The 22,904-nt window shown below is 63.3% G+C and carries 21 protein-coding genes; 9 read left to right on the top strand and 12 right to left on the bottom strand.

The genetic code is table 11. The features are described from left to right. Positions 1-80: 80 nt before the first annotated feature. Positions 81-842, bottom strand: coding sequence for a dienelactone hydrolase family protein (locus tag C266_RS20960; protein WP_246831207.1), 762 nt, complete (start codon positions 840-842; stop codon positions 81-83). A gap of 430 nt (positions 843-1,272) precedes the next feature. Here C266_RS20960 and C266_RS20955 point away from each other — a divergent pair, with 430 nt between their 5' ends. Both C266_RS20955 and C266_RS20950 read left to right on the top strand, forming a co-directional pair. Beyond that, positions 1,273-2,589, top strand: a complete 1,317-nt coding sequence (locus tag C266_RS20955) for an O-acetylhomoserine aminocarboxypropyltransferase/cysteine synthase family protein (protein ID WP_010806761.1) — start codon at positions 1,273-1,275, stop codon at positions 2,587-2,589. Positions 2,590-2,750: 161 nt separating this feature from the next. Continuing rightward, on the top strand, positions 2,751-3,602 hold the full coding sequence (locus tag C266_RS20950; RefSeq protein ID WP_010806760.1) for an undecaprenyl-diphosphate phosphatase: 852 nt from the start codon (positions 2,751-2,753) through the stop codon (positions 3,600-3,602). Positions 3,603-3,770: 168 nt separating this feature from the next. Here the strand turns inward: C266_RS20950 and C266_RS20945 are convergent, their stop codons facing one another. Together C266_RS20945 and C266_RS20940 are read right to left on the bottom strand one after the other, a co-directional pair. After that, positions 3,771-4,022: a hypothetical protein gene (locus tag C266_RS20945; RefSeq protein WP_010806759.1), complete on the bottom strand. Its 252-nt coding sequence runs from the start codon at positions 4,020-4,022 to the stop codon at positions 3,771-3,773. Between the two features lie 218 nt (positions 4,023-4,240). Then, positions 4,241-4,435 (bottom strand): hypothetical protein, encoded by a 195-nt coding sequence (locus C266_RS20940; protein WP_010806758.1) that lies wholly within the window; start codon positions 4,433-4,435, stop codon positions 4,241-4,243. A 355-nt stretch (positions 4,436-4,790) separates the two neighbouring features. Between C266_RS20940 and C266_RS20935 the strand changes: the two genes are divergently transcribed. After that, positions 4,791-5,105 carry a DUF4148 domain-containing protein gene (locus C266_RS20935; RefSeq protein ID WP_010806757.1) on the top strand — a complete coding sequence of 105 codons (315 nt, stop codon included), beginning with the start codon at positions 4,791-4,793 and terminating at the stop codon, positions 5,103-5,105. A 285-nt stretch (positions 5,106-5,390) separates the two neighbouring features. Here the strand turns inward: C266_RS20935 and C266_RS20930 are convergent, their stop codons facing one another. Both C266_RS20930 and C266_RS20925 read right to left on the bottom strand, forming a co-directional pair. Then, the gene (locus tag C266_RS20930; protein ID WP_010806756.1) at positions 5,391-6,500 is read right to left on the bottom strand and encodes an adenosine deaminase; all 1,110 of its coding nucleotides are present in this window, start codon (positions 6,498-6,500) and stop codon (positions 5,391-5,393) included. A 64-nt stretch (positions 6,501-6,564) separates the two neighbouring features. After that, positions 6,565-7,959, bottom strand: a complete 1,395-nt coding sequence (locus C266_RS20925; protein ID WP_010806755.1) for an NCS2 family permease — start codon at positions 7,957-7,959, stop codon at positions 6,565-6,567. 197 nt (positions 7,960-8,156) lie between these two features. On the opposite strand from C266_RS20925, the gene C266_RS20920 reads away from it, so the two are divergent. Next, on the top strand, positions 8,157-9,194 hold the full coding sequence (locus C266_RS20920; RefSeq protein WP_010806754.1) for a LysR family transcriptional regulator: 1,038 nt from the start codon (positions 8,157-8,159) through the stop codon (positions 9,192-9,194). An 88-nt stretch (positions 9,195-9,282) separates the two neighbouring features. Here the strand turns inward: C266_RS20920 and C266_RS20915 are convergent, their stop codons facing one another. The 4 genes from C266_RS20915 to C266_RS20900 form a co-directional block, all read right to left on the bottom strand. Continuing rightward, positions 9,283-10,413: a nucleoside hydrolase gene (locus tag C266_RS20915; protein WP_051126488.1), complete on the bottom strand. Its 1,131-nt coding sequence runs from the start codon at positions 10,411-10,413 to the stop codon at positions 9,283-9,285. Between the two features lie 39 nt (positions 10,414-10,452). Then, positions 10,453-11,583: a porin gene (locus C266_RS20910; RefSeq protein WP_010806752.1), complete on the bottom strand. Its 1,131-nt coding sequence runs from the start codon at positions 11,581-11,583 to the stop codon at positions 10,453-10,455. A 269-nt stretch (positions 11,584-11,852) separates the two neighbouring features. Further along, positions 11,853-13,130 carry a DUF445 domain-containing protein gene (locus C266_RS20905; RefSeq protein WP_010806751.1) on the bottom strand — a complete coding sequence of 426 codons (1,278 nt, stop codon included), beginning with the start codon at positions 13,128-13,130 and terminating at the stop codon, positions 11,853-11,855. A 109-nt stretch (positions 13,131-13,239) separates the two neighbouring features. After that, positions 13,240-15,420, bottom strand: coding sequence for a malate synthase G (locus C266_RS20900; RefSeq protein WP_010806750.1), 2,181 nt, complete (start codon positions 15,418-15,420; stop codon positions 13,240-13,242). Between the two features lie 466 nt (positions 15,421-15,886). On the opposite strand from C266_RS20900, the gene pepE reads away from it, so the two are divergent. The 3 genes from pepE to C266_RS20885 all read left to right on the top strand — a co-directional run bounded on the left by pepE (position 15,887) and on the right by C266_RS20885 (position 18,756). After that, complete coding sequence (pepE, locus tag C266_RS20895) at positions 15,887-16,600, top strand: dipeptidase PepE (protein WP_010806749.1); 714 nt, start codon at positions 15,887-15,889, stop codon at positions 16,598-16,600. A gap of 230 nt (positions 16,601-16,830) precedes the next feature. Continuing rightward, complete coding sequence (locus C266_RS20890; protein ID WP_168162940.1) at positions 16,831-17,805, top strand: fatty acid desaturase family protein; 975 nt, start codon at positions 16,831-16,833, stop codon at positions 17,803-17,805. Positions 17,806-17,844: 39 nt separating this feature from the next. Next, on the top strand, positions 17,845-18,756 hold the full coding sequence (locus tag C266_RS20885; RefSeq protein ID WP_010806747.1) for a DMT family transporter: 912 nt from the start codon (positions 17,845-17,847) through the stop codon (positions 18,754-18,756). Positions 18,757-18,864: 108 nt separating this feature from the next. On the opposite strand, the gene C266_RS20880 is transcribed toward C266_RS20885, so the two are convergent. Continuing rightward, on the bottom strand, positions 18,865-19,287 hold the full coding sequence (locus C266_RS20880) for a hypothetical protein (protein WP_010806746.1): 423 nt from the start codon (positions 19,285-19,287) through the stop codon (positions 18,865-18,867). Between the two features lie 192 nt (positions 19,288-19,479). Between C266_RS20880 and C266_RS20875 the strand changes: the two genes are divergently transcribed. Then, positions 19,480-19,842 (top strand): DUF2288 domain-containing protein, encoded by a 363-nt coding sequence (locus tag C266_RS20875; protein WP_010806745.1) that lies wholly within the window; start codon positions 19,480-19,482, stop codon positions 19,840-19,842. A gap of 46 nt (positions 19,843-19,888) precedes the next feature. On the opposite strand, the gene C266_RS20870 is transcribed toward C266_RS20875, so the two are convergent. Continuing rightward, entirely contained in the window at positions 19,889-20,263 is a 375-nt protein-coding gene (locus C266_RS20870; protein WP_010806744.1) for a hypothetical protein, read from the bottom strand. Between the two features lie 49 nt (positions 20,264-20,312). Beyond that, positions 20,313-21,206, bottom strand: coding sequence for a LysR family transcriptional regulator (locus tag C266_RS20865; protein ID WP_010806743.1), 894 nt, complete (start codon positions 21,204-21,206; stop codon positions 20,313-20,315). Between the two features lie 240 nt (positions 21,207-21,446). Between C266_RS20865 and C266_RS20860 the strand changes: the two genes are divergently transcribed. Further along, positions 21,447-22,811 (top strand): MFS transporter, encoded by a 1,365-nt coding sequence (locus C266_RS20860; protein ID WP_081636338.1) that lies wholly within the window; start codon positions 21,447-21,449, stop codon positions 22,809-22,811. Positions 22,812-22,904 lie beyond the last annotated feature (93 nt).

Here is a 22,904-nt window from a genome sequence, read left to right as displayed (position 1 = left end):
TCGTCATTTCGCCTGGAAACGACCATGGGACGGGCACTTCCGGCCGATGTGGCGAATGCACTACCGAATTCGCTCGACAATTACTTCCCGAACGCTTTTGCAAGAAATGCTGTCACGCGCGCGATGGCATCGTCTCTGGCTTCCGGCTGGGTGCCGGTGATCGGCACGACGTGGGTGCGCGGGTTGGCGAATTCCGGTCGATTGCGTACGGGCAGATTGGGGTAGTCGAAGTCGTGCACCGCACCCGGATAGATGTGGAACGTGATCGGTGCACCCCGAGCGGTCGCGTCGTGCACGAAGGCGTCGCAGGGAACGGCTTTGGTCCAGACGTCGTCGGCACCGGTGAGGAGCAACAGCGGGATCGGCGTTGACCAGTCCGCGCCCTGCGCCTTCGTGTTGCACCAGCCGGGATAGAACGCGATGGCGGCGACAAAATCCGGCGCCGGTTGGGTGTCCTTGTCCCGCGTGCGTCCGGGGCTCTTGGGGCCGATAGAGAACAAAACCGTGCCGCCGCCGTGCGACCAACCCATCAAAGCGATGCGATCCGGGCGGATGTCCGGCAAGGCCTGAAGGTAGCGCAATGCGCCGTAGGCATCGCCGGGACGCTCCACCGAAGGCCGCACGGGGCCGTTGTTGGCGCACTCGCTGGGCTGCGCCCGCGAGGTGAAGCTATCCACCGCCAGCACTGCGTAGCCTTGCGCGTTCAACCGCCGCGCCCAATCGAGTTCGCGGCCGTCGATCTTGCCCTTGCGTGTGAACATCCCGTTGCAGCCATGCATGAAGACCACGGCGGGCGTGGGGCTGCTGGCGTTGGCCGCTCGAAACAAATAGGCGTCGATCATCACGGGCACGCCGTTGTTGCCGGTATCCAGCGAAGGGAGGCTCACCTTCTCCTGCGCGAAGGCGCTGCCAAGCCATCCGAACGAGACACAGGCAATTGCAATGGTGAGCCGAGATCTGACGCGCCGCGCAATTCGCAACGAGACGCGGCTCATACGATGCGTTTGGCGCGCAAGATCCATAAGGCTGAATAGCATGGCAATGCGTCTCCCGGAAGGTGCTGTGGCGGCGTGCGAACGAGTATAGCCAGCCGGTAGCGTGTCAGATAGCGCGCCCGTCGCATGTCGTATTACGAACGATTGCGGGATGTGCCTCGCTAAGCATCTGCCAATCGGAGATAAGCCAGGCGCGCGCTGCCGTTTAGAATGCCGTTGGATATCTAATCAAATCGTTCCACCAATGGAACATCACGTTTATCCGGAGACATTCGACATGACCGACAAGACCGACGCAACCCGGCAAGCCCCGCAATGGCGTCTCGAGACGCTGGCCGTACATGGCGGCTACCGGCCCGATCCGACCACGCGCGCCGTGGCGGTGCCGATCTACCAGACGGTGGCCTACGCCTTCGACGACACGCAGCACGGTGCCGATCTGTTTGACCTCAAGGTGCCGGGCAACATCTACACGCGCATCATGAACCCGACGCAGGACGTGCTGGAGCAGCGCGTCGCCGCGCTCGAAGGCGGGGTGGCGGCGCTGGCGCTCGCGTCCGGTCAGGCCGCTGTCACTTACGCCATTCAGACGATCGCCGAGGCCGGTGACAACATCGTCGCCGCCAGCACGCTGTACGGCGGCACTTATAACCTGCTGGCGCACACGTTGCCGCTCTCGGGCATCACTACGCGTTTCGCCGATCCGCGCGAGCCGGAATCGTTCGAGCCGCTCATCGACGCCAACACCAAGGCCATCTTCGCGGAGTCGGTCGGCAACCCGCTGGGTAACATCACCGATATCGCGAAGCTCGCGGAGATTGCGCACCGTCACGGCATTCCGCTCATCATCGACAACACGGTGCCGTCGCCCTATCTGCTGCGCCCGTTCGAGCACGGTGCGGATATCGTCGTGCATTCGCTCACGAAATATCTTGGGGGCCACGGCACGAGCCTGGGCGGCGCTATCGTCGACTCCGGCAAATTCCCGTGGGCCGATCACAAGGTGCGTTTCAAGCGCCTGAACGAGCCGGACGTGAGCTATCACGGTGTCGTGTACACGGAGGCGTTCGGTGCGGCAGCGTATATCGGCCGCGCGCGCGTGGTGCCGCTGCGCAATACGGGCGCAGCCATCTCGCCGTTCAACGCGTTCCAGATCCTGCAAGGCATCGAAACACTGGCCCTGCGGCTCGATCGCATCACCGAGAACGCCCTGAAGGTCGCGCAGTTCCTCAAGACGCATCCGAAGGTGGAATGGGTCAACTACGCGGGACTGCCGGAGCATCCGGATCACGCGCTCGTGGAACGGTACCTGTCGGGGCGCGGCCCGGGCATTCTGACCTTCGGTGTGAAGGGGGGACGCACAGCGGGCGCAGCGTTTCAGGATGCGCTTCAACTCTTCACGCGTCTGGTCAACATCGGCGACGCCAAGTCGCTCGCCACGCACCCGGCGTCGACCACGCACCGTCAGCTCTCGCCGGATGAACTGCGCAAGGCGGGGGTGAGCGAAGAGACGGTGCGCCTGTCGATCGGCATCGAGCACATCGACGATTTGCTCGCGGATCTCGATCAGGCACTGCGTGGTCTGGCCGGTTGATTGTCCCGCCGACTCAATACCTCATTTCCTGCCAATTCAGTCGGAGTATGATGCCGGGCAGCCGGTTGGGGGCAGGCAACCGGCTGCCCGGCGTCATGTGACTGTCACGAAAATGTCACGGATGCGGCGTACTGTCCTTGCCCATTTCTCAAGGATTACGCATGGATTATCTGCAAGTGCTTGTGCTCGCGATTGTGCAGGGCGTGGCGGAGTTGCTTCCCGTATCGAGTTCGGCGCACGTCATCATGGCCGAGAAGCTCATGGGGCTCGATCCGTCGGCGCCTGCCATGACGTTGTTGCTGGTCATGCTGCACACCGGCACGATGCTCGCCGTCATCGTCTATTTCTGGAAGTCGTGGAGAGAGCGCTACTTCTCGTCGAAGTACGATTTCATTCACAACGCCAAACAGGTGATCATCGCGACGGCCTTCACCGGGGTGATCGGGCTGGCGCTGATGTTCTTCATCGAGAAGGTGTTGATGCGCGGCACCGGGCATTCCGAGATCGAGCATCTGTTCGGCAACATGTACATCATCTCGGCCGGTCTCGCGATGGCGGGCATTCTGATTCTGATCTCCGGCACCCGGCGTCCGCCGATGGGCGATCGTCCGATGCGCGGCGCCGACTCCGCCTGGATCGGTGCGGTGCAAGGCATCTGCCTGCCCTTCCGCGGTTTCTCGCGCTCGGGCTCGACCATCTCCACGGGCATGCTGCGTGGACTCGATAAAGTTCGCGTCGAAGAATTCAGCTTCGCGCTGGCTGTGGTGCTCACACCGCCGGTGATCGTCAAAGAGGCCTATCGGCTGTACAAGTCCGGCGGCGCGCAGACATTCTCGGGCCACTTCATGACGGTGCTCACGCCGAGTCTCGTCGGCATGGCGTTCAGCTTCCTCGCCGGTCTGGTGGCGCTGCGCTGGCTGTCGCGCTGGCTCGAACGCGGCCGTTGGTATCTGTTCGGCGTCTACTGTCTCGTGGCCTCGGCCGTCGTGCTGGCCGCAAGTCAGTCTCTGTAAAGCGATGGACTTCGACGAGGGTAGCCCGTCAGGTGCTGCCTTCGCGATGACGCGAACCTATTGAGGGGAAGCGGGGGGAGTTGAGGAGGAAGCGAGCAGAACGTCCCGCGAACCGGGACCCCGGCAGGCCGGTGGATGACTCCCCGGCCTGCCGTTTTTTTTACAGACTTACTGACCGAAGTAGATCGATCCGGCGCGATTCACGCGGCCCGGCACTTCATACACCGGTGCGACCGTCGACGTTTGCACCGAGGCGGCCACAGGGCCCGGCTGGGCTTGCGTTTGCACCTGCGTTTGCGCTTGTGCTTGTTGCTGGGTTTGCTGGGGCTGTGCGGCCGGTTGCGACTTTTCGGCGGCGCTCACAGCACCTGCGGTAAGACATGCGGCAACAAAGGCCGAAGTGATCAGAACTTGTTTCATTTTCATTTCTCCTGTCTGGCGAGACGTCCACCGTGGGCGTCGTCATTGCCGACAATCTACGCTCGCAGGTGAAGGAGAAAAATGCGATCCCGAGGAAGGGCGCATTGCTGAAAACGAAATAATGAAACGTCTGAAAGACCGATTCATCGCGCGAAACGATAAGACCGCGCAAACGAACCGACGATACCTATGGGGAACGAGTTGACCGGTGAACCGGATCAGCGACGCGTCACTCGCGCCTGTTGACGGTGCGTACGAGCGGCACGGCTGCGCAGATACGAAGCGGTGAGCAGCGAAGCGCACGCCAGCAGAAGGAAAGAACCGAGGGCAGCCATGGTATTGCTCCTGTACGAACCGGCGTCGTTCGCGGTGCGGCGCACCTCGCGACTTACGATGCCGATTGACTTCATCATGAGGTCACTCTACTGCTGTCACCCCCCGCAAGAAACCCCTTTAGATCAAACAAGTCATTGCACATCGCGGCATTTCCCGTCGAGTCGCTGCCCGAGAAGTGCCATCTGTGCGCCATTTGCCCGATTTGTCGACGGTAACCGATTGATTTTCAATAAATTTTCCGAATCGGACGATCGGTTGCGTTTTGTAGACGCTCAGTTGCGAAAAAACCACGGGTTTTCCCTAAGATTCATCCATGCCAACGCGACGGACACCGCAACGCAGCAAAACGAAGTGCCTCAGGGCACCCATTGCTGCCGATGGCCCGAACGCTAGCTGATGAAGCCGTTATCAACTATTGACAGGAGTCTTACCATGAACGCCCGTATCCTTGCTGCCGTTGTCGCCGCCACTTCGTTCGTCTCGGCCTCTGCTTTCGCTGATGCCCGTTACGACAATAACGTTTCCGACCTGCAAGTGGCTGCCCAAAGCCAGGTCACTCGCGCCGAAGTGCGCAGCGAACTGGTGCAAGCCAGCGCCAGCGGTCAACTAAATCAAGTCGAAACCGGCACGCCGCTGGTCACGGCAACGCAAACGCAACAGGCTGCGCCGGCAGATTCGCTGACGCGCGCTGACGTACGTGCCCAACTGAACGACCGCAACCTGCTCGATCTGGACAACCGTTCGTAAGTTGCACTAACGCATCGACCCCAAGCGATGCGACACAGCCGGCCTGCTCAGGCCGGCTTTTTTGCGTTGTGGAAAACCGTGATGGCAACGCTTAGCGCGATGTGAGCGCGCGTGCGGCGTGGCACAAGAAAAATCTCTCGACGCGCTCGCGTGTGCCGCGCTGGATCGCAGCACAGCGAGCATCTGCCGGAATGCCGATTTTCCGAGGAACGCCTGAGCAAAAAAAGCCGCCCGAAGGCGGCTGAAGGTCGGGTGGGACCAAGGAAAAGCACAGTTGCAGCGGCGTCAGGCCGCCAGCGTTCGGGTAAGCGTGTCGTGTGCCGCGTCGAATTCCACAGCGAAGTCGCGGTGCCATTCGCGACGCATACTGTCGTCCATCCACGCGCCGTCGAGGCCGTTATGCATGAAGGCGCGCAAGTCGTCGAGCGAGAAGCCGAAGTGGCTGTACATCAGTTCCCATGCCTGTGCCGGGTTGACCTGATGCAACGTCGGATCGTCGGTATTCGGGTGAATCTTCAGGCCGAGGCCCGGCATGCGGCGAATCGGGTGATCCTGCGCCCAGCGCTCCGGTGTGAGCGTGCGCAGGTAATACGAATTGGTCGGTACCACGGTGAAGACGATGCCGCGCTCCGCGCACTCGCGCGCGAAGTCAGGGGCGTCGACGATGGTGTAGCCGTGATCGATGCGGTCGCACTTGAGCAGTTCGACGGCCGTCTCGACGTTCGTCCACGGCATACCGAATTCGCCCGCGTGCGCCGTCGTCTTGAAGCCCGCCAGACGCGCGTTGCGATACGCCTTCCAGAAAAGCTCGGGCGGCCGGTCGTTCTCGCGATAGTCGATGCCGATACCGATCACTTCGTCGGCACGATGCGCGCGCATCCACTCCACCATCTCGACGGCTTCGCGCGGATCGGCTTCGCGGTCGATGCTCGGCACGAGACGGCCGACGATGCCGTGATCGCGCCGGGCATCGCGAATGGCGGCGACGATGGCGTCCTGCGCGCTCACGTAAGGAATGCCTGACGTGCGCACGGTGCCCGTCGGGTTCCAGAAGAATTCGCTGTAGCGCACGTTGTGAGCCGCCGCGTCGGCCAGATATTCGTAGGCGATGCGATGCAGATCGTCCGGCGTGTTCAGCAGATGCTCGTCGAGGGCGCGCAGCACGCGCAACACCCCGATGGGCTTTTCGTCGCGCGTGTAAAAGGCATCGATCTCGGCGCGGGCAAGCGGCGCATTCGATTTCTGCGCGAGCGCCACGAACGTGTCGTGACGCACCGTGCCGAGCAAATGGCAATGCAATTCAACCTTCGGCATCGCATGGAAGAACGTGCGATGCGCCTCCTGAATCTGCACGCCGGTGCGTGCGGCGGGCATGTAGCCCAGTGTCTCTGTCATAACGTCTGGTCTTGTCTTGAAGCCACCGGCAGACGGGGTATCCGCCGGGCGAACAGGGGGCCGGTCAATGGCGTCCGACCACCGTCCAGAAGTAATACGCCAGCGGCAGTGCCAGCACGTACAGTCCCCACGGCAATTCCTTGAAGCGGCCCATCAGCGCCTTGACCAGCACGTAGCACAGCAGACCGCCCGCAATGCCGGTGCCGAAGCTGTTGGAGAGGAGCGTGAGCAGCACCATTGCCAGCACCGGGAACGCGTCGCTGAAATCGTCGAACGGCACATGACGGATCGTGCTGAACATCGACAGGCCGATGAGGATCAGCGCGGGCGCGGTGGCTTCCTTGGGAATGGCCAACGCGACCGGCACGAAGAAGCACATCAGCGCGAACATCACGGCAGCGGCAATCGACGTGAGACCGGTGCGGCCCCCGGCTTCGACACCCGCTGCCGACTCGACCAGCGCCGTCAGCGCGGGAATGCCCAGCAATGCACCGCCCGTCGCGGCAATCGAATCGACGAGGAACGGACGGTTGATGTTCTCCATATTGCCGTGCTCGTCGAGCAGGCCGGCCTTGCCGCCCACCGCGAGCGTGGTGCCCAGCGTCGAGAAGAACTCGGCGGCGAAGAACGCGAACAGATACGGCAGCGCCGCAATCGTGAGCGCACTGCTCAGGTCGAGCTGAAAGGCCACCGGCGCAATGCTGTGCGGCAGCGAGACGAACGACTCGGGCAACTTGGTCACGCCGAGCGGCACGCCCGCGACTGCGGCGGCCAGAATCGACCAGAGGATGGCCCCCGGCACCTTGCGGCCTTGCAGCAGCACGGCGGTGCCCAGACCGATCAGCGCGACGATCGTGCCCGGCTTGCTGAAGTCGCCCAGCGCGAACGCGTTGGTCTTGGCGTTGGCGACGACCATGCCGGCATTGCGCACGCCGAGTACGGCGATGAACAAGCCGATGGAAGCGCCCAGACCGAGCTTGATGGCCGTCGGAATCAGTCGCGCCACTACGCTGCGTGCACCGACGACAGTCAGCAACAGGAACAGCATGCCCGACAGGAACGCGATGGCGATGCCCGTCTGCCAGGCCACGTGTTCGGTGGCGGCAAGTGTGACCCCCACGATGACCGACCCGCCGATGCCCGGCCCGACGACGAACGGCAGGTTCGCGTACAGACCCATCAGCACCGAGAACAGCACGAAGACCAGCATGACGGCCGTGGTGGCCGCGCCGCGATCCATGCCGCCGGTGGCAAGCAGCGACGGAATGACAACGAGCAGATAGGCGGCGGCGAGGAACGTGGTGATGCCGGCCAGCACTTCGGTGCGTACGCTGGAACCGCGCCTGGCGATGGCGAAGCGGCGCTCGAGCCAGCCGCCCTGGGCGGGCGCAGTCTGGCCCAGGGGCGTCGCGCGAGCCGTCGGACGCGCCGTGTCGCGCTCAGGAGTAGAAGTCTGCATAAGCCAAGAATAGTGGGGGGTCTTTGCATGGCACTGTACGTGCACGCGACTATAAATAAAAAATGAAATTACTTATGATTCGATAATTCGAATCTATTCTTCACGAAGGCCGTGGATTCCTGAGGTATCCGGGGCTTCCGTGGTCTTGCGAAATCGTCGTCCTGTCCCCTCGTCAGGACACACAACAGGAACTCGCCATGGCGACTTCGTCCCGACGTACCCAGAACGCTGCGGCCAGTGCGAGCGAGCCGAAGGCATCCAGGGCTGCCCCAACGATAGCGGCGCCGGGTTCGCCGAACCCGGCGGTTTCGCAGGTGCCACCGCTGCCCGCGCTCACGTTGCGTCAGGTGCAGTACTTCGTGGCGCTTGCCCACTCGCGCAGTTTCACGCAGGCGGCGCACGCGCTCTCGGTCACGCAGCCGGCCCTCACGGCGGCGATCCGGCAGATCGAATTCCTGCTCGGTGGCCGGTTGTTCGAGCGCTCGGCGCACCGCCTGACGCTGACCGAAGCCGGTACGACCATCCTGCCGCTCGCCGAGCGTCTGCTCAACGCCGCGCGCGGCACATTCGACGACATGACGAGCACCTTCGCGCTGCAAGCCCAGACGGTGCGCATCGGCTTCATTCCGTCGGTCGCGGCGCGTCTGTTACCGGTGCTCGGCACCTTGCGCGAGGCCCATCCGAATGTGCGCTTCGCGCTGTCCGATCTGCCGAACAGCGAACTCGTCGCAGCCCTCGCGCGCGGTGAAATCGACCTCGGCGTCGGCGTTCGCGACGATGCCGACGAGGCCGGTCACGCCGCGCGTGCCGATGGCTTTCGGTGCGACGACCTGTTCGACGATGAGATCGTGCTCGTGGCGCGTCGCGACGACCCGCTCGCTTCGGTGGCGTCTGTCACATGGACGCAGCTCACCGAGCGCGACCTCGCGGTTTTCGTGCGCGGCAACGTCAGCGATTCCCTGCAACGTACCGGTGGCTCGCAGAATCTGCGGCTCGAACCGAAGTACCGCATGGAGTACACCGAGCCGCTTTACGCGCTGGTGCGCAGCGGGCTTGCCCTGGCGATTCTGCCCAGGCTCTACACCTTGCATCTGCACGACCCGGCGCTCGTCGCTCTTGAGGTCACGGCACCGCGCGTCACGCGCACCGTGGCGCTGATGTCGCTTGAGGGCAAGGAGCGCGGCCCGCAGGTCAGCGCCTGCCGCGACTGGATCGTGAGGCATCTCGCAACGTGATTGGCCGCGCGCCGTGTGTCACGCAAAAACGCGGCGGCCGTTCCGGGCCACCGCGTTATTTCTACGCCGACGTCTTCACGTCGACGAATTACGGCAGTCGTGCGATACGGGCGAGCAGCGTGTCGTAGAAGCGGTCGGCGTCCACATCGGTGATCCACGTGGCATTCACGGCGCGCTTCGAGCGGCCATTCCAGTCCACGACCGTCTCACCCAGCGTAAGCTGGCCCGTCGTCTCCACGGCTACATTCACACGGCGGCCGCCAAACATTGTCGGATCGACCAGATAGCCGATGGTGCACGGGTCGTACATCGGTGCGGATTCCACACCGCGACGTCCCTTCTGGTACGCCACTTCCGCCGCGAGAATGTCCGCGACGATCGGGCCGCAACGATTCTTCAGCGCGCGGAACGGGGCCACGCGCTCCGGCGTGATCGGTGCCTTCACGCAGACGTCGCGCGGTAACACCGTCACGGGCACGCCCGCGCCGAGCACGATGCTCGCGGCGTCCGGGTCGACATAGATGTTGAATTCGGCCGCCGGCGTGATGTTGCCGCGCTCGAACCACGCGCCCCCCATCAACACGATCTCGCGCAGGGCCTTGGCGCCTTCCGGCGCGGCGGCGAGAGCGGTGGCGATATTCGTCAGCGGACCGAGCGCCACGAGCGTCACGCTGCCCGGCGCGGCGGCGCGCAGGGTATCGATCAGATACGTAACGGCGTGCTGCGGAGCGAGCGGGCCGCGCGGCTCGTGCAGCGTCACGCCATCGAGACCCGTGCGGCCGTGCACGTTCGCAGCGGTAATCAGTTCGCGCATGAGCGGCTTCGGGCAACCGGCGTAGACCGGCAGCGTCGTCGTCTTGTCCGCCCAGTCGCGCACGATGCGGGCGTTGCGCTCGGTCAGATTCAACGGCACGTTGCCGCCCACGGCGGTGAGCGCCTTCAGGTCGATCTGGTCATGCGCGCCCAGGGCGAAGAGGATGGCGATCGCGTCGTCCTGACCGGGGTCGCAGTCGATGATGACGCTGCGGCGTGCGGTGCCGCCGGCCGCCAGACGGGTGGCGCCTTCGGTCGACGTGAGTTCTGCGAAAGCGCTGCCGGCGCCGGTCGAGCCCAACGTGGCGAGCGAGGTGGCGAGCGACGTGCGCAGGAAGCTGCGGCGGCTGCGATGGCGCGATGCCCCCGTGTCGAGCGGTGCGTTCGGTTCGTTCAGGTCGGCCATGGTGTCGAACTTGTTATGCATTGAGGAAGACAGCGCGCGTCAGAACGTGTGGCGCATGCCGAGCGTCACGGCCATCTGGCGCTTCGTGCTCGAGGCCGCGTAGCCGAAGAGCTGGGCGTATCGCGCATCGCCGGCGGCTTGCTGGGCGTTGAGCGTGAGCGCGATGTCCGTGCGCTTGGACAGCCAGTAATCGGCTTGCAGGTTCACCTGATGCCATTGCGGACGCGTATTGATCACATCGTACTTGCCCGATGTGAAGCCATACGCTGCGCCGAGCACGAAGGCTGGGGTGATGTTGTAGTTCAGCGTCAGGTTGTAGTTCTGCAGATGCAGGTGCGACGCATCGAGGTACGTATAACGCACGTCCGAGAACATCGCGCCGATGAGGGCCGGGCCCCAGCGGTAGAAGCCGCCCGTGGCGAAGATGCGCTGCTGGTTCGCGTAGACGTTCGCACGCGTGGCGCTCTTCGAGAAGATCAGCAGCGGGCTGGCGTAATCGTTGGCGATGGCGCCGTCGTTGTTCGTGCCGCTGAACGGGTTGTTGTACTGCGCGTAGGCCGCATTCCAGTCGAAGTCGGCGTACTTGTAGGCGAGGCCGAAGCTGTAAGCATTGTTGTTACGGAAGCCCGTGGCCGAGTTCGAGAAGCCGTATTGCGCCGTGCCGTGGAAGCCGCCGAGCGTCGGGCTCACCCACTTCACGGAATTCTGCATGCGGATATCGTTGTATCCGTTGTCGTTGTCGCCGATGTTCACGCCGTTGCTCGAGATGATGATCGGGCCGACGTAATCGTGAATAGTGTCGTACTGACGACCCAGCGTGAGCGTGCCCCAGGTGTTGTCCGACAGACCGACGAACGACTGACGGCCGAAGGCGCGGCCGTTCTGGGCGCCCGTGCCATTCACGATGCTGAAGCCGGCTTCGAGCGTGAAGATGGCTTTGGTGCCGTTACCGAGATCTTCCGAGCCTCGCAAACCCCAGCGCGGATTCTGGTTGGTGCCCGAGAGCGCCTGCCACGTCTTATTGCCGCCCTGATTGCTCACGTAGCCCACGCCGCCCGAAATCAGGCCGTAAATGGTGACGTTGCTTTGCGCATGCGCGGTGGTCGCGGCAAGGCTCACTGCGGCGCATGCGCCGGCAAAGCCCATACGGGCCAGAATCGTGGTCTTCATGAGGTGTGGCGTTCTCTAGGGTATTCGGGAAGCATCTGCGCGCTTGCGAGAGACGGCGCGGCTGGGACCGAACTATAGGGAACGAGGTTGTATAAATATAATTTTGATTTTTTATATATCGATAAATTGAATCGATATAAACGGGGAAGCCGCGTGGCGTCTCGGGAAGGCGGACGCCGGGCGAGTGTCGTGACCCGCGGCCTTAGCGTTGCGCGAGGCAGACACCGGCCTGAGCGGTGGTGTCTGCCGGGCTGCCGGAGGGGGCGTCGTCAGTGGGCGCGCGCGAGAAGCACCGGCGCTTGCGCGATCAGATACAGCACCGCACCGATCAGTCCGCCGACGAGGGTGCCGTTGATGCGGATGTATTGCAGATCCTGCCCAACGCTCAGGCGAATCTGCCGGGACAGATGCTCGGCGTTCCAGCCATGCACCGTCGAGCGGATGTGATCCGTCACGAAGTCGGCGAAGCCCGGCGCCATGCGCTCGGCGGCGTCGAGCAATTGCGCGTCGAGCGCTTTTCGCAGCGATGCGCTGCGCGCCAGTTCCTGACCGATCCACGCTGCCGCGCCGGTGATCTTGGCGCCGATCACCGAATCGTCGCGTGCAAGATCGCGCTTCACCCAGCTTCGCCATTCGTTCCACAGGCCGCCTGCGTAGGCGTTCAGCGCCGTGTCGCCCTTGAGTTGTGTCTTGAACGTCTCGAGCTTCGCCTGAAATTCGGCGTCGTGCTTCAGCCGTTCGATCAGCCCCGCCACCGCACGATCGAATGCCTGACGGAGTTGATGCGACTCGTCGGCCTCCATTTGCGCGAGCAGGCGGGTGACGGCCGCCGAGATCATGTCCGAGCCCTTGTCGCCGAGCCACGCTGACGGCAGCACTTTTTCCTTCTTCGGATGATCGGTCTTGAGCCAGTCGACGATGCGTGCCGAGATGAATTCGCGCGTCTGCGGCTCGTTGAGAAGTTCGACAAGATAGTCGAGCGTCTCGTCGAGCAGTGCCTGATGGCGGCCGTCGCGCGTGAGCGTGTCCAGAATGGCGGCCGCCGATTGCGACAGGTCCAGCCGGTCGATCATCGTGTCGAGCGCGCGGCGGATGAAGGCCTGCACGTTGCGCTCGTCCATCACGTCGAGCACGCCGCTCGCCACTTTCACCAGCACCGCACTCAATTGGCGCGTGTTCTCGTGCGAGCCGAGCCAGTGCGAGACGGCATCCGCCGGATTTTGTTGCTGGATGAGCCGTACGACCGACGGCGTGTCGAGAAACTTCTCGCGCACGAAGCGGGCGAGGCCGTCGCCGAGGGCGTCCTTTTTTCGGATCAGGATGTTGGTATGCCGGGCGAGGCCGGGGATCGGAATGCGCCGGAACAGCGCTTCGACCGCAAACCAGTCGGCCAGTCCGCCGACCATCGCGGCTTCGGCCGCCGCGCGAATCCAGCCCGTAGCGAAGTGCACGGGCATGAAGAGCGTAGCGATGAAAATCGCCAGCGCGACCAGCAGGAAGGACAGGGCACGCCGTTCGGCGCGTTGCAGGGCGATGGCGGGGTCCATGCGCAGGCCGGCTCCTGAAAATACAAACGCCCGACAGGTTACCCCGTCGGGCGTCGGATGATAAGTCCTGTGCGGCTTTGACTTATCGTCGGGCGATCACCTCAGGCGATTATCCGCGTTGCTTGGCCTTCAACTCGAGACGGTACTTGTGCAGCAGCGGCTCGGTGTAGCCGTTGGGCTGCGTCAGACCTTCGAATACCAGCGCGCTTGCGGCCTTGAACGCCAGCGAGTCGTCGAAGTTCGGCGCCATCGGACGATACTGCTTGTCGCCGGCGTTCTGCTTGTCGACCACGGCGGCCATGCGCTTGAGCGTCTCTTCGACCTGCGCGCGCGTGACCACGCCGTGACGCAGCCAGTTCGCCAGATGCTGGCTCGAAATGCGCAGCGTGGCGCGGTCTTCCATCAGGCCGATGTCGTTGATGTCCGGCACCTTCGAGCAACCCACGCCCTGATCGATCCAGCGAACGACGTAGCCAAGAATGCCCTGCGCATTGTTTTCGATTTCCTTGCGGATCTCGTCGGCGCTCCACTCGGCCTTGGCCACGACCGGCACGGTCAGCAGACCCGTGAGCAGCGTGTCGCGTTCCTTGGCGTAATCGATCTTCTCGAGTGCCTGCTGGACAGCCTGCACGTCGACCATGTGGTAGTGCAGTGCGTGCAGCGTGGCGGCGGTCGGCGACGGCACCCAGGCCGTGTTCGCGCCGGCCTTCGGATGCGCGATTTTCTGCTCGAGCATGGCGTGCATCAGATCCGGCATGGCCCACATGCCCTTGCCGATCTGTGCGCGGCCGCGCAGGCCGGCGGCCAGACCCACGAGCACGTTGCTCTTCTCGTAGGCGGTGATCCATGCCGACGACTTCATGTCGCCCTTGCGCATCATCGGACCGGCTTCCATCGCGGTGTGCATTTCGTCGCCCGTGCGATCCAGGAAGCCCGTGTTGATGAACGCGACGCGCGATGCGGCGGCGGCGATACAGGCCGAGAGGTTCACGCTGGTGCGGCGCTCTTCGTCCATGATGCCCATCTTGAGCGTGTTGCGCGGCAGGCTGTACAGGTCTTCGACGCGGCTGAACAGCTCGTCGGCGAAAGCGACTTCGGCCGGGCCGTGCATCTTCGGCTTGACGATGTAGATCGAGCCGGTGCGCGAGTTCAGTTGATGCTTGCGGTCATGCAGCGAGGCGAGCACGGTGACCACGCCGTCGAGAATGCCCTCGGGAATCTCGCGGCCTTCGCGGTCGGTGATCGCCGGGTTGGTCATCAAGTGGCCGACGTTGCGGATGAACAGCAGCGAGCGGCCATGCAGCTTCACGGGCTTGCCATCGGCACCGGTGTACTCGCGGTCGGCGTTCAGGCGGCGGGTGAAGGTCTTGCCGCCCTTCGACACGTCTTCCGTGAGCGTGCCTTGCATCAGGCCGAGCCAGTTGCGGTACAGGTCGACCTTGTCGTCGGCATCCACGGCGGCGACCGAGTCTTCGCAGTCGATGATGGTCGTCACGGCGGCTTCGACGAGCACGTCCTTGACATGGGCCGCGTCGGTCTTGCCGATCGGGTGCGTGGCGTCGAACTGGATCTCGAAGTGCAGGCCGTTGTGCTTGAGCAGCACGGCGACCGGTGCGGCAGCGTCGCCCTGATAGCCGATGAATTGGGCAGGCGTCGCCAGTGCGGTCTTGCCGCTCTTGGTCGCAATGACGAGCTTGCCGTTCTCGACGCTGTAGCCGGTGGTGTCCTTGTGCGAGCCGTCGGCCAGCGGCGCGGCCTGATCGAGGAAGCCGCGCGCAAAGGCGATCACGAGTTCGCCGCGCTTCGGGTTGTAGCCGGTGCCCTTCTCGGCGCCGCCCGTTTCGGCGATGGCGTCGGTGCCGTAAAGCGCGTCGTACAGGCTGCCCCAGCGCGCGTTCGCGGCATTCAGGGCGTAGCGGGCGTTGGAGAGCGGCACGACGAGTTGCGGGCCGGCCTGTTCGGCGATTTCATAGTCGACGTTGGCCGTGGTGGCCTTGACGCTGGCCGGTGCCGGCAGCAGGTAACCGATCTTTTCGAGAAACGCACGGTAGGCGGCGGCGTCGGCAATCGGGCCCGGGTTGGCGCGGTGCCAGCCATCGAGTTCGCCTTGCAGGCGGTCGCGCTCGGCGAGCAGGGCGCGGTTCTTCGGGGCGAGGTCGTGGACGATGGCGTCGAAGCCTTTCCAGAACGCCTCCACATCGACGCCGGTGCCCGGCAGGGCTTCCTTTTCGATGAACGCGATCAGATTGTCTGCGACCTTCAGGCCGCCACGCTGGGAAGTGGAAGTCATGATGCTGTACTCGAGTTTGAAAACCAGTTTGACGCGATGTCGTCCGGCCCCGGCGCGCGTAACGGCATATTGTTTGCCGGAAAGCGCTTCGCCAGGACAGACAGAACAGACGATAAGGGGCAGTCTTATATAAGAGTTTGAGTGTAATCCTTCTCCGGGCGATCGGAAACCCAGGATTGCGATCCGTCAGACCCCCCGTAGCTTATAGGTGGCATATGGGTTGGCATATGACACCCGTGACATAAGGCTTTGCGCCCGGTGCTCGATTTCTCGTGTGCGATTGCAGCATTCGGTATGACATTTCACTTCATGAGAAGCGTGGGCGTCGCAAATGCGAAATGGCGATGTCTACGATTGGCAGGGGAACGCGTGGGCCGCCGGGTACACTCTTTGTCTGCACCGAATGCACGCTGTGCGCCGGAACCCGGCCGCACCCCCGAGAACATCTGCCCAGGAGGCATGAGTCGTGAAACAGATCTTGATGATGAGCAGCTCCCGCAAGGGCAACCTGGGCTTTCTGGCGCACGCCGGCGATCAGGTGCACGCGGTGCTCAGGGGGCGCGTGAAAAGCGTCCTGTTCGTGCCCTACGCCGGGGGCATCACCTTCAGCTACGACGAGTACGAAGCGCGCGTGAAACCGACGTTCGACCGACTGGGCTACGTGCTCGAATCGATTCATCGCCACAAGGACGCGCGGGCGGCCATCGAACAGGCGCAAGCCGTTGTGGTGGGGGGCGGCAATACGTTCGCGTTGCTCGACCGCATGTACAACGCGGGGATCGTGGGTCTGTTGCGCGAGCGTGTGAACGCCGGCATGCCGTACGTGGGATGGAGCGCCGGGGCGAACGTCGTCTGCCCGACCATTCGCACGACCAACGACATGCCCATCGTCGAGCCGCCGACACTCAAGGCGCTCAACCTGATTCCGTTTCAGGTGAATCCGCACTTCATCAGCGGCAAGCCGGCCGGGCATAACGGCGAGTCGCGCGAGGAGCGTCTCGCCGAGTATCTGGCGATCAATCCGGACGAGAGCGTCGTCGGTATCCCCGAAGGCACGGCACTGCACGTGCAGGGGGAGAACGCCACGGTGCTCGGCGAATTCGACGCGTTGCACTTCAGGCAGGGCGGCGCCGTCGACAAGATCGCGACGGGCAGTACGTTTGCGCTGGCGTCGATCTGAGTTGTGCGGATTCGATGCGACTGCGCATCTGACGGATGACGCCGTGAAAGATCAGTCATCCGAAAATTCTGAATTCTGACTTTTCGCACCCGATCGCGTTCCGCTGGCGTACTTCCGCTGGCAGAATGCAAGGTCAAACTGGATGCGCGCTTTCCCCTCGGAGCGTGAGATGGGATGACGGGAGATGGGGATGCCCCTCAACCGTCGTCGGCATGTTCGATGGGGGGAGCATGGTACGCAAATACACGAATCTCGAACTGACCCGAGACCAGAAGCGCAGCATCAAAGCACTGTGCGAGCGAAACAATTACCGAGGGGTTGTTTCCCTTGTTTCCGACTACGTCTGGATCCTTGCGGCTTGTGCGCTGTCGCTAAAGGTACATCCGTTGCTGTACCCCTTGTCGATCCTGATTATCGGGACACGACAGCGCGCATTGGCAAGTCTTTTTCATGACGCATCGCACGGAACCTTATTCAGATTCCAGGGATTGAATCGCGTTGCGGGCCGAGTCTTTTGCGGCTGGCCAGTCATGCAATCCATGCTGGCTTATCGCCGATCCCACGTGATCGCACACCACGCCCGATTGGGCGATGCCGTTCGCGATCCGGATTTCCGGGAATTGAACGACGCGGGAGTGTATGAGACCCCACGAGGTCCGCGCTTTTTCCGGCGATTCGTTCTAAGCGCGATAGGCGGTCGTTTGACGATCCGGTACATCAAATCTCTCCTCCTGAGTCGCTTGTCGTTCTCATCCCGGCCGAATGAGACGCAGATCGAGTCTTGGTTGATCGTCGCCTTTCATGTGTCCATCGCTGCCACTGCCTACGCTTACGGCTGGTTGGGGAGCCTGATGCTCTTTTGGTGGATCCCTTTGGTTCTGGTCTTTCCCCTCGTCGGCTGGTTCAGCGAGTTATCGGAGCATTACCCATTCATGGAGGCGGCCAACGAGTGGCCATTCAGCTCGCGAAACCGATATTCCTTCTGGGTCGAGCGCCTGTTCATCGGCATGCATGGTGACTCGTTTCACCTGACACATCATCTGTTGCCCGGCGTTCCCCATTGGCACCTCGCTGCCGCGACCCGGATTCTCAGGGCAGACCGTGCATTCGCGGAATGGGACGACAGGTGGGGCGGCATCTTCTCGTCGGACCGTAAAAGCCGAGTGTCCTTTATCCACTTCGTGAAAACACCCTCGACGCCCTGACGGTGCCGTTTCACCGCCACCGCAAACGCCATATTCGAAATGCGCTTCTTCGCTCGAACGAGCTATGGGCCCGAGGCCTGTGCGCTGCTCGCCGCTCTCTTGAACGGCACGATCGGTGTATTGACGCGCACCGGATTCGATCAAGGGGCAACGCCCGGCTTGATCGCCTTCTGGAAGTGCTTCGGCGCATTCGTATTGGTCGCTGGACTCTGCGCATGTCGACCGCAGCTAAGGCAGCAAACCGTCAGTCTCGTCAGACGCTGGCCGCAGTTTGCGTGTCTTTCGCTACTGGGTATCTTCGGTCTTTACTCCTTTGAAACGAAGGCGTTCGCGCAGGCGTCGATTCCGCTGGTTTCCTTCCTCACCTATGCCGCAGGCGGTGCCACTATCGCGTTATCCGGCCTGTTGCTTGGGGAAAAGGTCACGCGCCAGAAGATTATCGCCTTCGCTGCGATCGTCGTGGGTGTGGGATTGATGAGCCTGTTCGAGCACGGCGTGACCGGCAGTTTGTCCGGCATTGTGCTGGCGTTGGCTGGCGGGTGCGGCTATGCGCTGTTCATCTTCCTTTCCAAGTGGTTCAGGATCGGTTCGGGATTGCCTCAACTGGTATGGCTCTTCGGATTCGGAAGTCTGTTTCTGCTGATGCCGCTTCTGCGCGAGGGCTTCGCGATACCTGAGGGTTCCACATGGATAACCTTGTGTGCGCTCGTCTTGCTTCCCACCATCGGTGGCTTCTATTTCACAACGCGGGCGGTGGAAGGCGGGCAAGCCAGCAAAGTGCAGATCATCGAGACCAGCGATCCCCTGTTTGCCACGCTTTTTGGATTCGCGCTGCTTGGCGACCGATTGAGCGATGCGGGGATGCTTGGCGCAGGTTTGATTGCGGTGGGACTCCTGATCGCGGTCTGGCATCGGCCCGACCGATGTTTGCATAGCGCATCAGCCGAGTGACCAAACAAAACCGCCGCCCGGGCGTGAGCCTCGGGCGGCGGTCGGTCGGCACGCGTCATGAGGGAGTGCGGCGATGCCGTCCCTCGTGCTGGCAGTGTCGATCCGGTATCAGGCGTCGTCGTCGAGCCACGGCACTTCGACGTCGGTCAGGAAGGCGACCATCGCGAGCGGACGCGCTTCATGGCGGCCCATCTTGCCATCGGCGCGATGCCACACCACCCGGAACGTCTCCGGATACTTGTCGGCGATCAACTGCACGGTGCGCAGCTCTTCTTCTTCGGCTTCGTCGATGGGGCCGTCGAACGACAGCACGAGTGCCTGCGGCCACACACCGTTTTCCGGGTCGTAGACCTTGTCGCCGTTAGGCACGTCTACCACCGCTTCGACGCCGATCGTTGCCGACGCCGCCACGATCATCTCGCCAAGCGCGCGCAGTAGCGCAGTTGCACGGGCAGAGTTGATCTGGCGCATGGCGAGATCGCCGCGCGTCAGCGCTTGTTCCAGCTTGGGATCGGTTTTTTGTTTGGACATGCGGTTCCTCGGTAAAACGTTAGCCACCACGTAGCGGTCGTGCCATGTCGCTGCGACACCGGCGTCATACGTGGGGTTCCGATGCTACCACCGTCGCGCACGCCGGGGCGCATTACAATGCGGGTTTTCGATATTTCCGGTTTTCCGCACGCCGCCGCTCTTCGGCCTGCGCTGCCCTGGAGCCACGCTGTCATGGATTCGCCAAAGTCGCCAAAGCCCGCCCAAGCCGGTCAGTCGCCGCAAAACGCCACGCCGGGGGCGAGCGATGTCTATATACGCCTGCTCGGCGAAACTGCCAAGATCGACTGGAAGGATCTGGAGTCCTTTTTCGCGCGCGGCGTGCTGCTATACGTTGCCCCCGGTGTTGATCTCGTGTCGGTCGCCGAGGCGGTTGCCAACGACGATAAGGACACCGTGTCCCAATGGCTTTCGTCGGGTACGGTGCAACGTATGCAGGCCGAACACGCGACCGATTTCGCCGCGCGCACGCCGGCGTTGTGGGCCGTCGTCGTGGCGCCCTGGGTGCTGGTGCAGGAGCGCGGCATCGTCGCGTAATGAATCGGCGTTGCGGCCGCTCCCGATGCGGCGTGATGCCTCGCGGTTATTCTGTAACCCCCGCCTCGACGAGGCGTCGCGTGCAGTCTTCCAGCAGATCTTGCGCGACGACCGACGCGTACGCGTAGTCTGCGTCGAGCGATTCCATCATTTCATGCGCGGTGTACAAGCCAGCTTCGCGAGAGAGTGAGCCGGCCAGCTCGCGCGCGAAGTCGTCGCTCAGCGTCGAGAGCAGACGCCGTTCTTCCAGCGGCAATTGCAGCTTCGAGCGCGATAGCCACATTTGCGCGAGTGTGGCGCCCTGCTTGTCCGTCATCCACTGTCCATGCTCGTAGAACGCCGACAGACGCTCGGCCGTCAACGCGAACAGCAGCGCGCGGCGGGTGTTGAAATTCAGACGAATCGGAGTGGCTTCCGGCATGACGGCAACCGCATTAAGCGGACAAAATCGGGATCAGGGGGCAAAGGTATCACGCGAAGAGCCGCAACAGCGCATTGCGGGCGTGCCGGATCAGATCGGTTTCGTCGGCGCGTCCGGGCAGCAGGTGGAATTCTGCGCGCGGCAGCGGCGGCAGACCGAGGGACGGCGGGCACACGATGAGATCGGACGTGAGCGCCGATTCGTTCAGGCACGAGATGCCCAGCCCTGCACCGAGCGCCAGTTGCATGCCGGCCACGCCCGCGGCGGAGTGAGAGACGCGGTAAGGCACTTTGTGTCGCTCGAGCACGCCGAGCACGAGGCTTTGCAGCGCGCACGACGGCGGCAGCGTCACCAGCGGCAGCGGTTCGCCGACGGGCTCGGCCAGCGACGACGACATCGCCCACACGAGACGCTCGCGGCGCACCAGCGTGCCCGGCGTTCGATAGCCCAGCGCTTTGGCGCCTCGGCCGACATCCTCGTTCATCAGGCGTAACGCCAATCCCACATCGAAGTGTTCGCCAGTCAGCGCGGTGCGCTCGATCTGCGCACTTTGCATGGCGCTCACATGCAGGCGCAGGCGCGGATACAGACTCGTGAACCGTTTGAGGACACGGCCAACGTCGTGCGGACGGTAGTAATCGGTGATGGCGATGCGCAACTCGCCATCGAGCAGCACGCCTTGCAGGTCTTCGAACGCCGCCTCGGACAGCGCCGAGATCTGCCGTGCATAGGCGAGCAGTCGCGTGCCGGCGGGGGTGGGTCGCATGCCTTTGCGCGAACGCACGAGCAACGGCTGTCCGGCACGCGCTTCGAGCTTCTTGAGCTGCTCGCTGACCGTCGATTGCGACAGAAAGATCTGCTCTGCGGCTGCCGAAATGCTGCCGGCGTCGTGAACGGCGATAAAGGTACGCAACTGCGTGAGATCGAAGGCGCGGGCGTTCATGGTGGCTCTTGGAAAGTCTCGCTTTTGAAGAGGCGTCGGAGGCGCGCACCGCACACCGCCTACATTCGGAGTTAATCCGGAAAAAACGATATAAGGCATCGAATTTTCCCGCTTTTCCGATGGATTGTCTATCCGTAGGATGCGGAGCATGGCGTCTTGAACCCAGGCTTCACGGGGAGATGGACGCCGCGACTTCTCTCCTCTGAGCCGCGTGCCTGCGGGCCGCGCACCGTGTCACACATGAATGAACGCCTATGTACTGCCCCTGCTACCGCCAATCAGGCGCCACCTGTTCCGGCCGTTCCGGCTGTGCCATCCGTCACCCACGCCCTCGGTCGTAACCATCGCTGGAAGGTATTGGGCGTCGGCGTGGCGGCCAACGGTAGCTTTGCTGCCGCCATGGGCGGCATTCCCGCCACCGCCGTGCAGATGCGCAGCGCTTACGGGCTGGCTAACAGTGATCTTGGCATCGTGCTCGGCATGATCGGCCTGGGTATCGCCATTTCCGAATTGCCCTGGGGCATGCTCACCGATCGCTGGGGCGACCGGCGGGTGCTGCTTGTCGGGCTGCTGGTGACGGCGGCGGCGCTCGCCGGCCTGGCGTTGTGGGGGGTGCCGACGGCACATTTCGTGCCGTCGATGCCGATGCTCGCAGCGGGGATGCTGGCCATCGGCGTACTCGGTGGCAGTGTGAACGGATCGAGCGGGCGCGCGATCATGCGCTGGTTTCATGATAGCGAGCGCGGTCTGGCGATGAGCGTGCGGCAATGCGCCGTGCCGATGGGCGGCGGCATCGGTGCGCTGGTGTTGCCGGGCACGGCGCTGTATTTCGGCTTCCGTGCGGTGTACTTCGAATTGGCGCTCGCGTGTGTCGCCGCCGCATTCATGGCGTGGCTGTGGTTGATTGAGCCGCCGGAGGAACCGCACGAACCGCATGACAAGGCGAGCACGACAGCCCGTGCCGCGAGCGCTACGGGCGGGCGTCCCGCCGCGAGCTACACCCCGTTGCGCGACGCGCGCTTACTGAGCACTGCGCTGGGCATGGCAGTGCTCGTGATGCCGCAAGTCGCCGTATTGACGTTCGGCACCGTGTTTTTGCATGACTTTGTGCACGTGAGCGTGGCGACGATCTCGTTCACGCTAGTCGCTGTGCAAACGGGGGCTGCGATCACGCGTGTGTGGAGCGGGCGTTATACGGACAAGCGTCGTAATCGCCCGCTGTATTTGCGCGTGTGCACGATTGTCGTTGGCGTGGTTTTCGCGCTTCTGGCACTGCTCGTGACGGCGCTCGCGCATCGCCCCGATTGGCTCGCACACGGCACACCGTGGTTGATCGCGCTGTTGATTGCGGGCGGCGTCGTTGCGTCGGCGTGGCACGGTGTCGCGTTCACGGAGCTGGCAACGCTCGCGGGCGCCTCACGTGCCGGGACAGCGCTCGGCATCGGTAACACAGGCGTCTTCCTGACGATGTTCCTCACGCCGCTCACGATCCCGCTGCTGCTGTCGATTGGCGGTTGGGGGCTGGTATGGGCGGGGGGCTTGATTTGCGCCGCGCTGGCGTGGCCGCTCTTTGTCTGGTCGCATCGCGACCGGTCGCGCGGCTGAGCCTTGTCGAAAGTCATAAGCGCGGTCATCGGGAGTCGACATGGCTGAGGGGGATGCGTTGCGTGGCCTATTCGTTGGTCGCGAAGCGGCGCG

The organism is Pandoraea sp. SD6-2, from assembly GCF_000389825.1.
GTDB lineage: Bacteria > Pseudomonadota > Gammaproteobacteria > Burkholderiales > Burkholderiaceae > Pandoraea > Pandoraea communis.
This window is presented reverse-complemented; position numbering and strand designations above follow the sequence as displayed.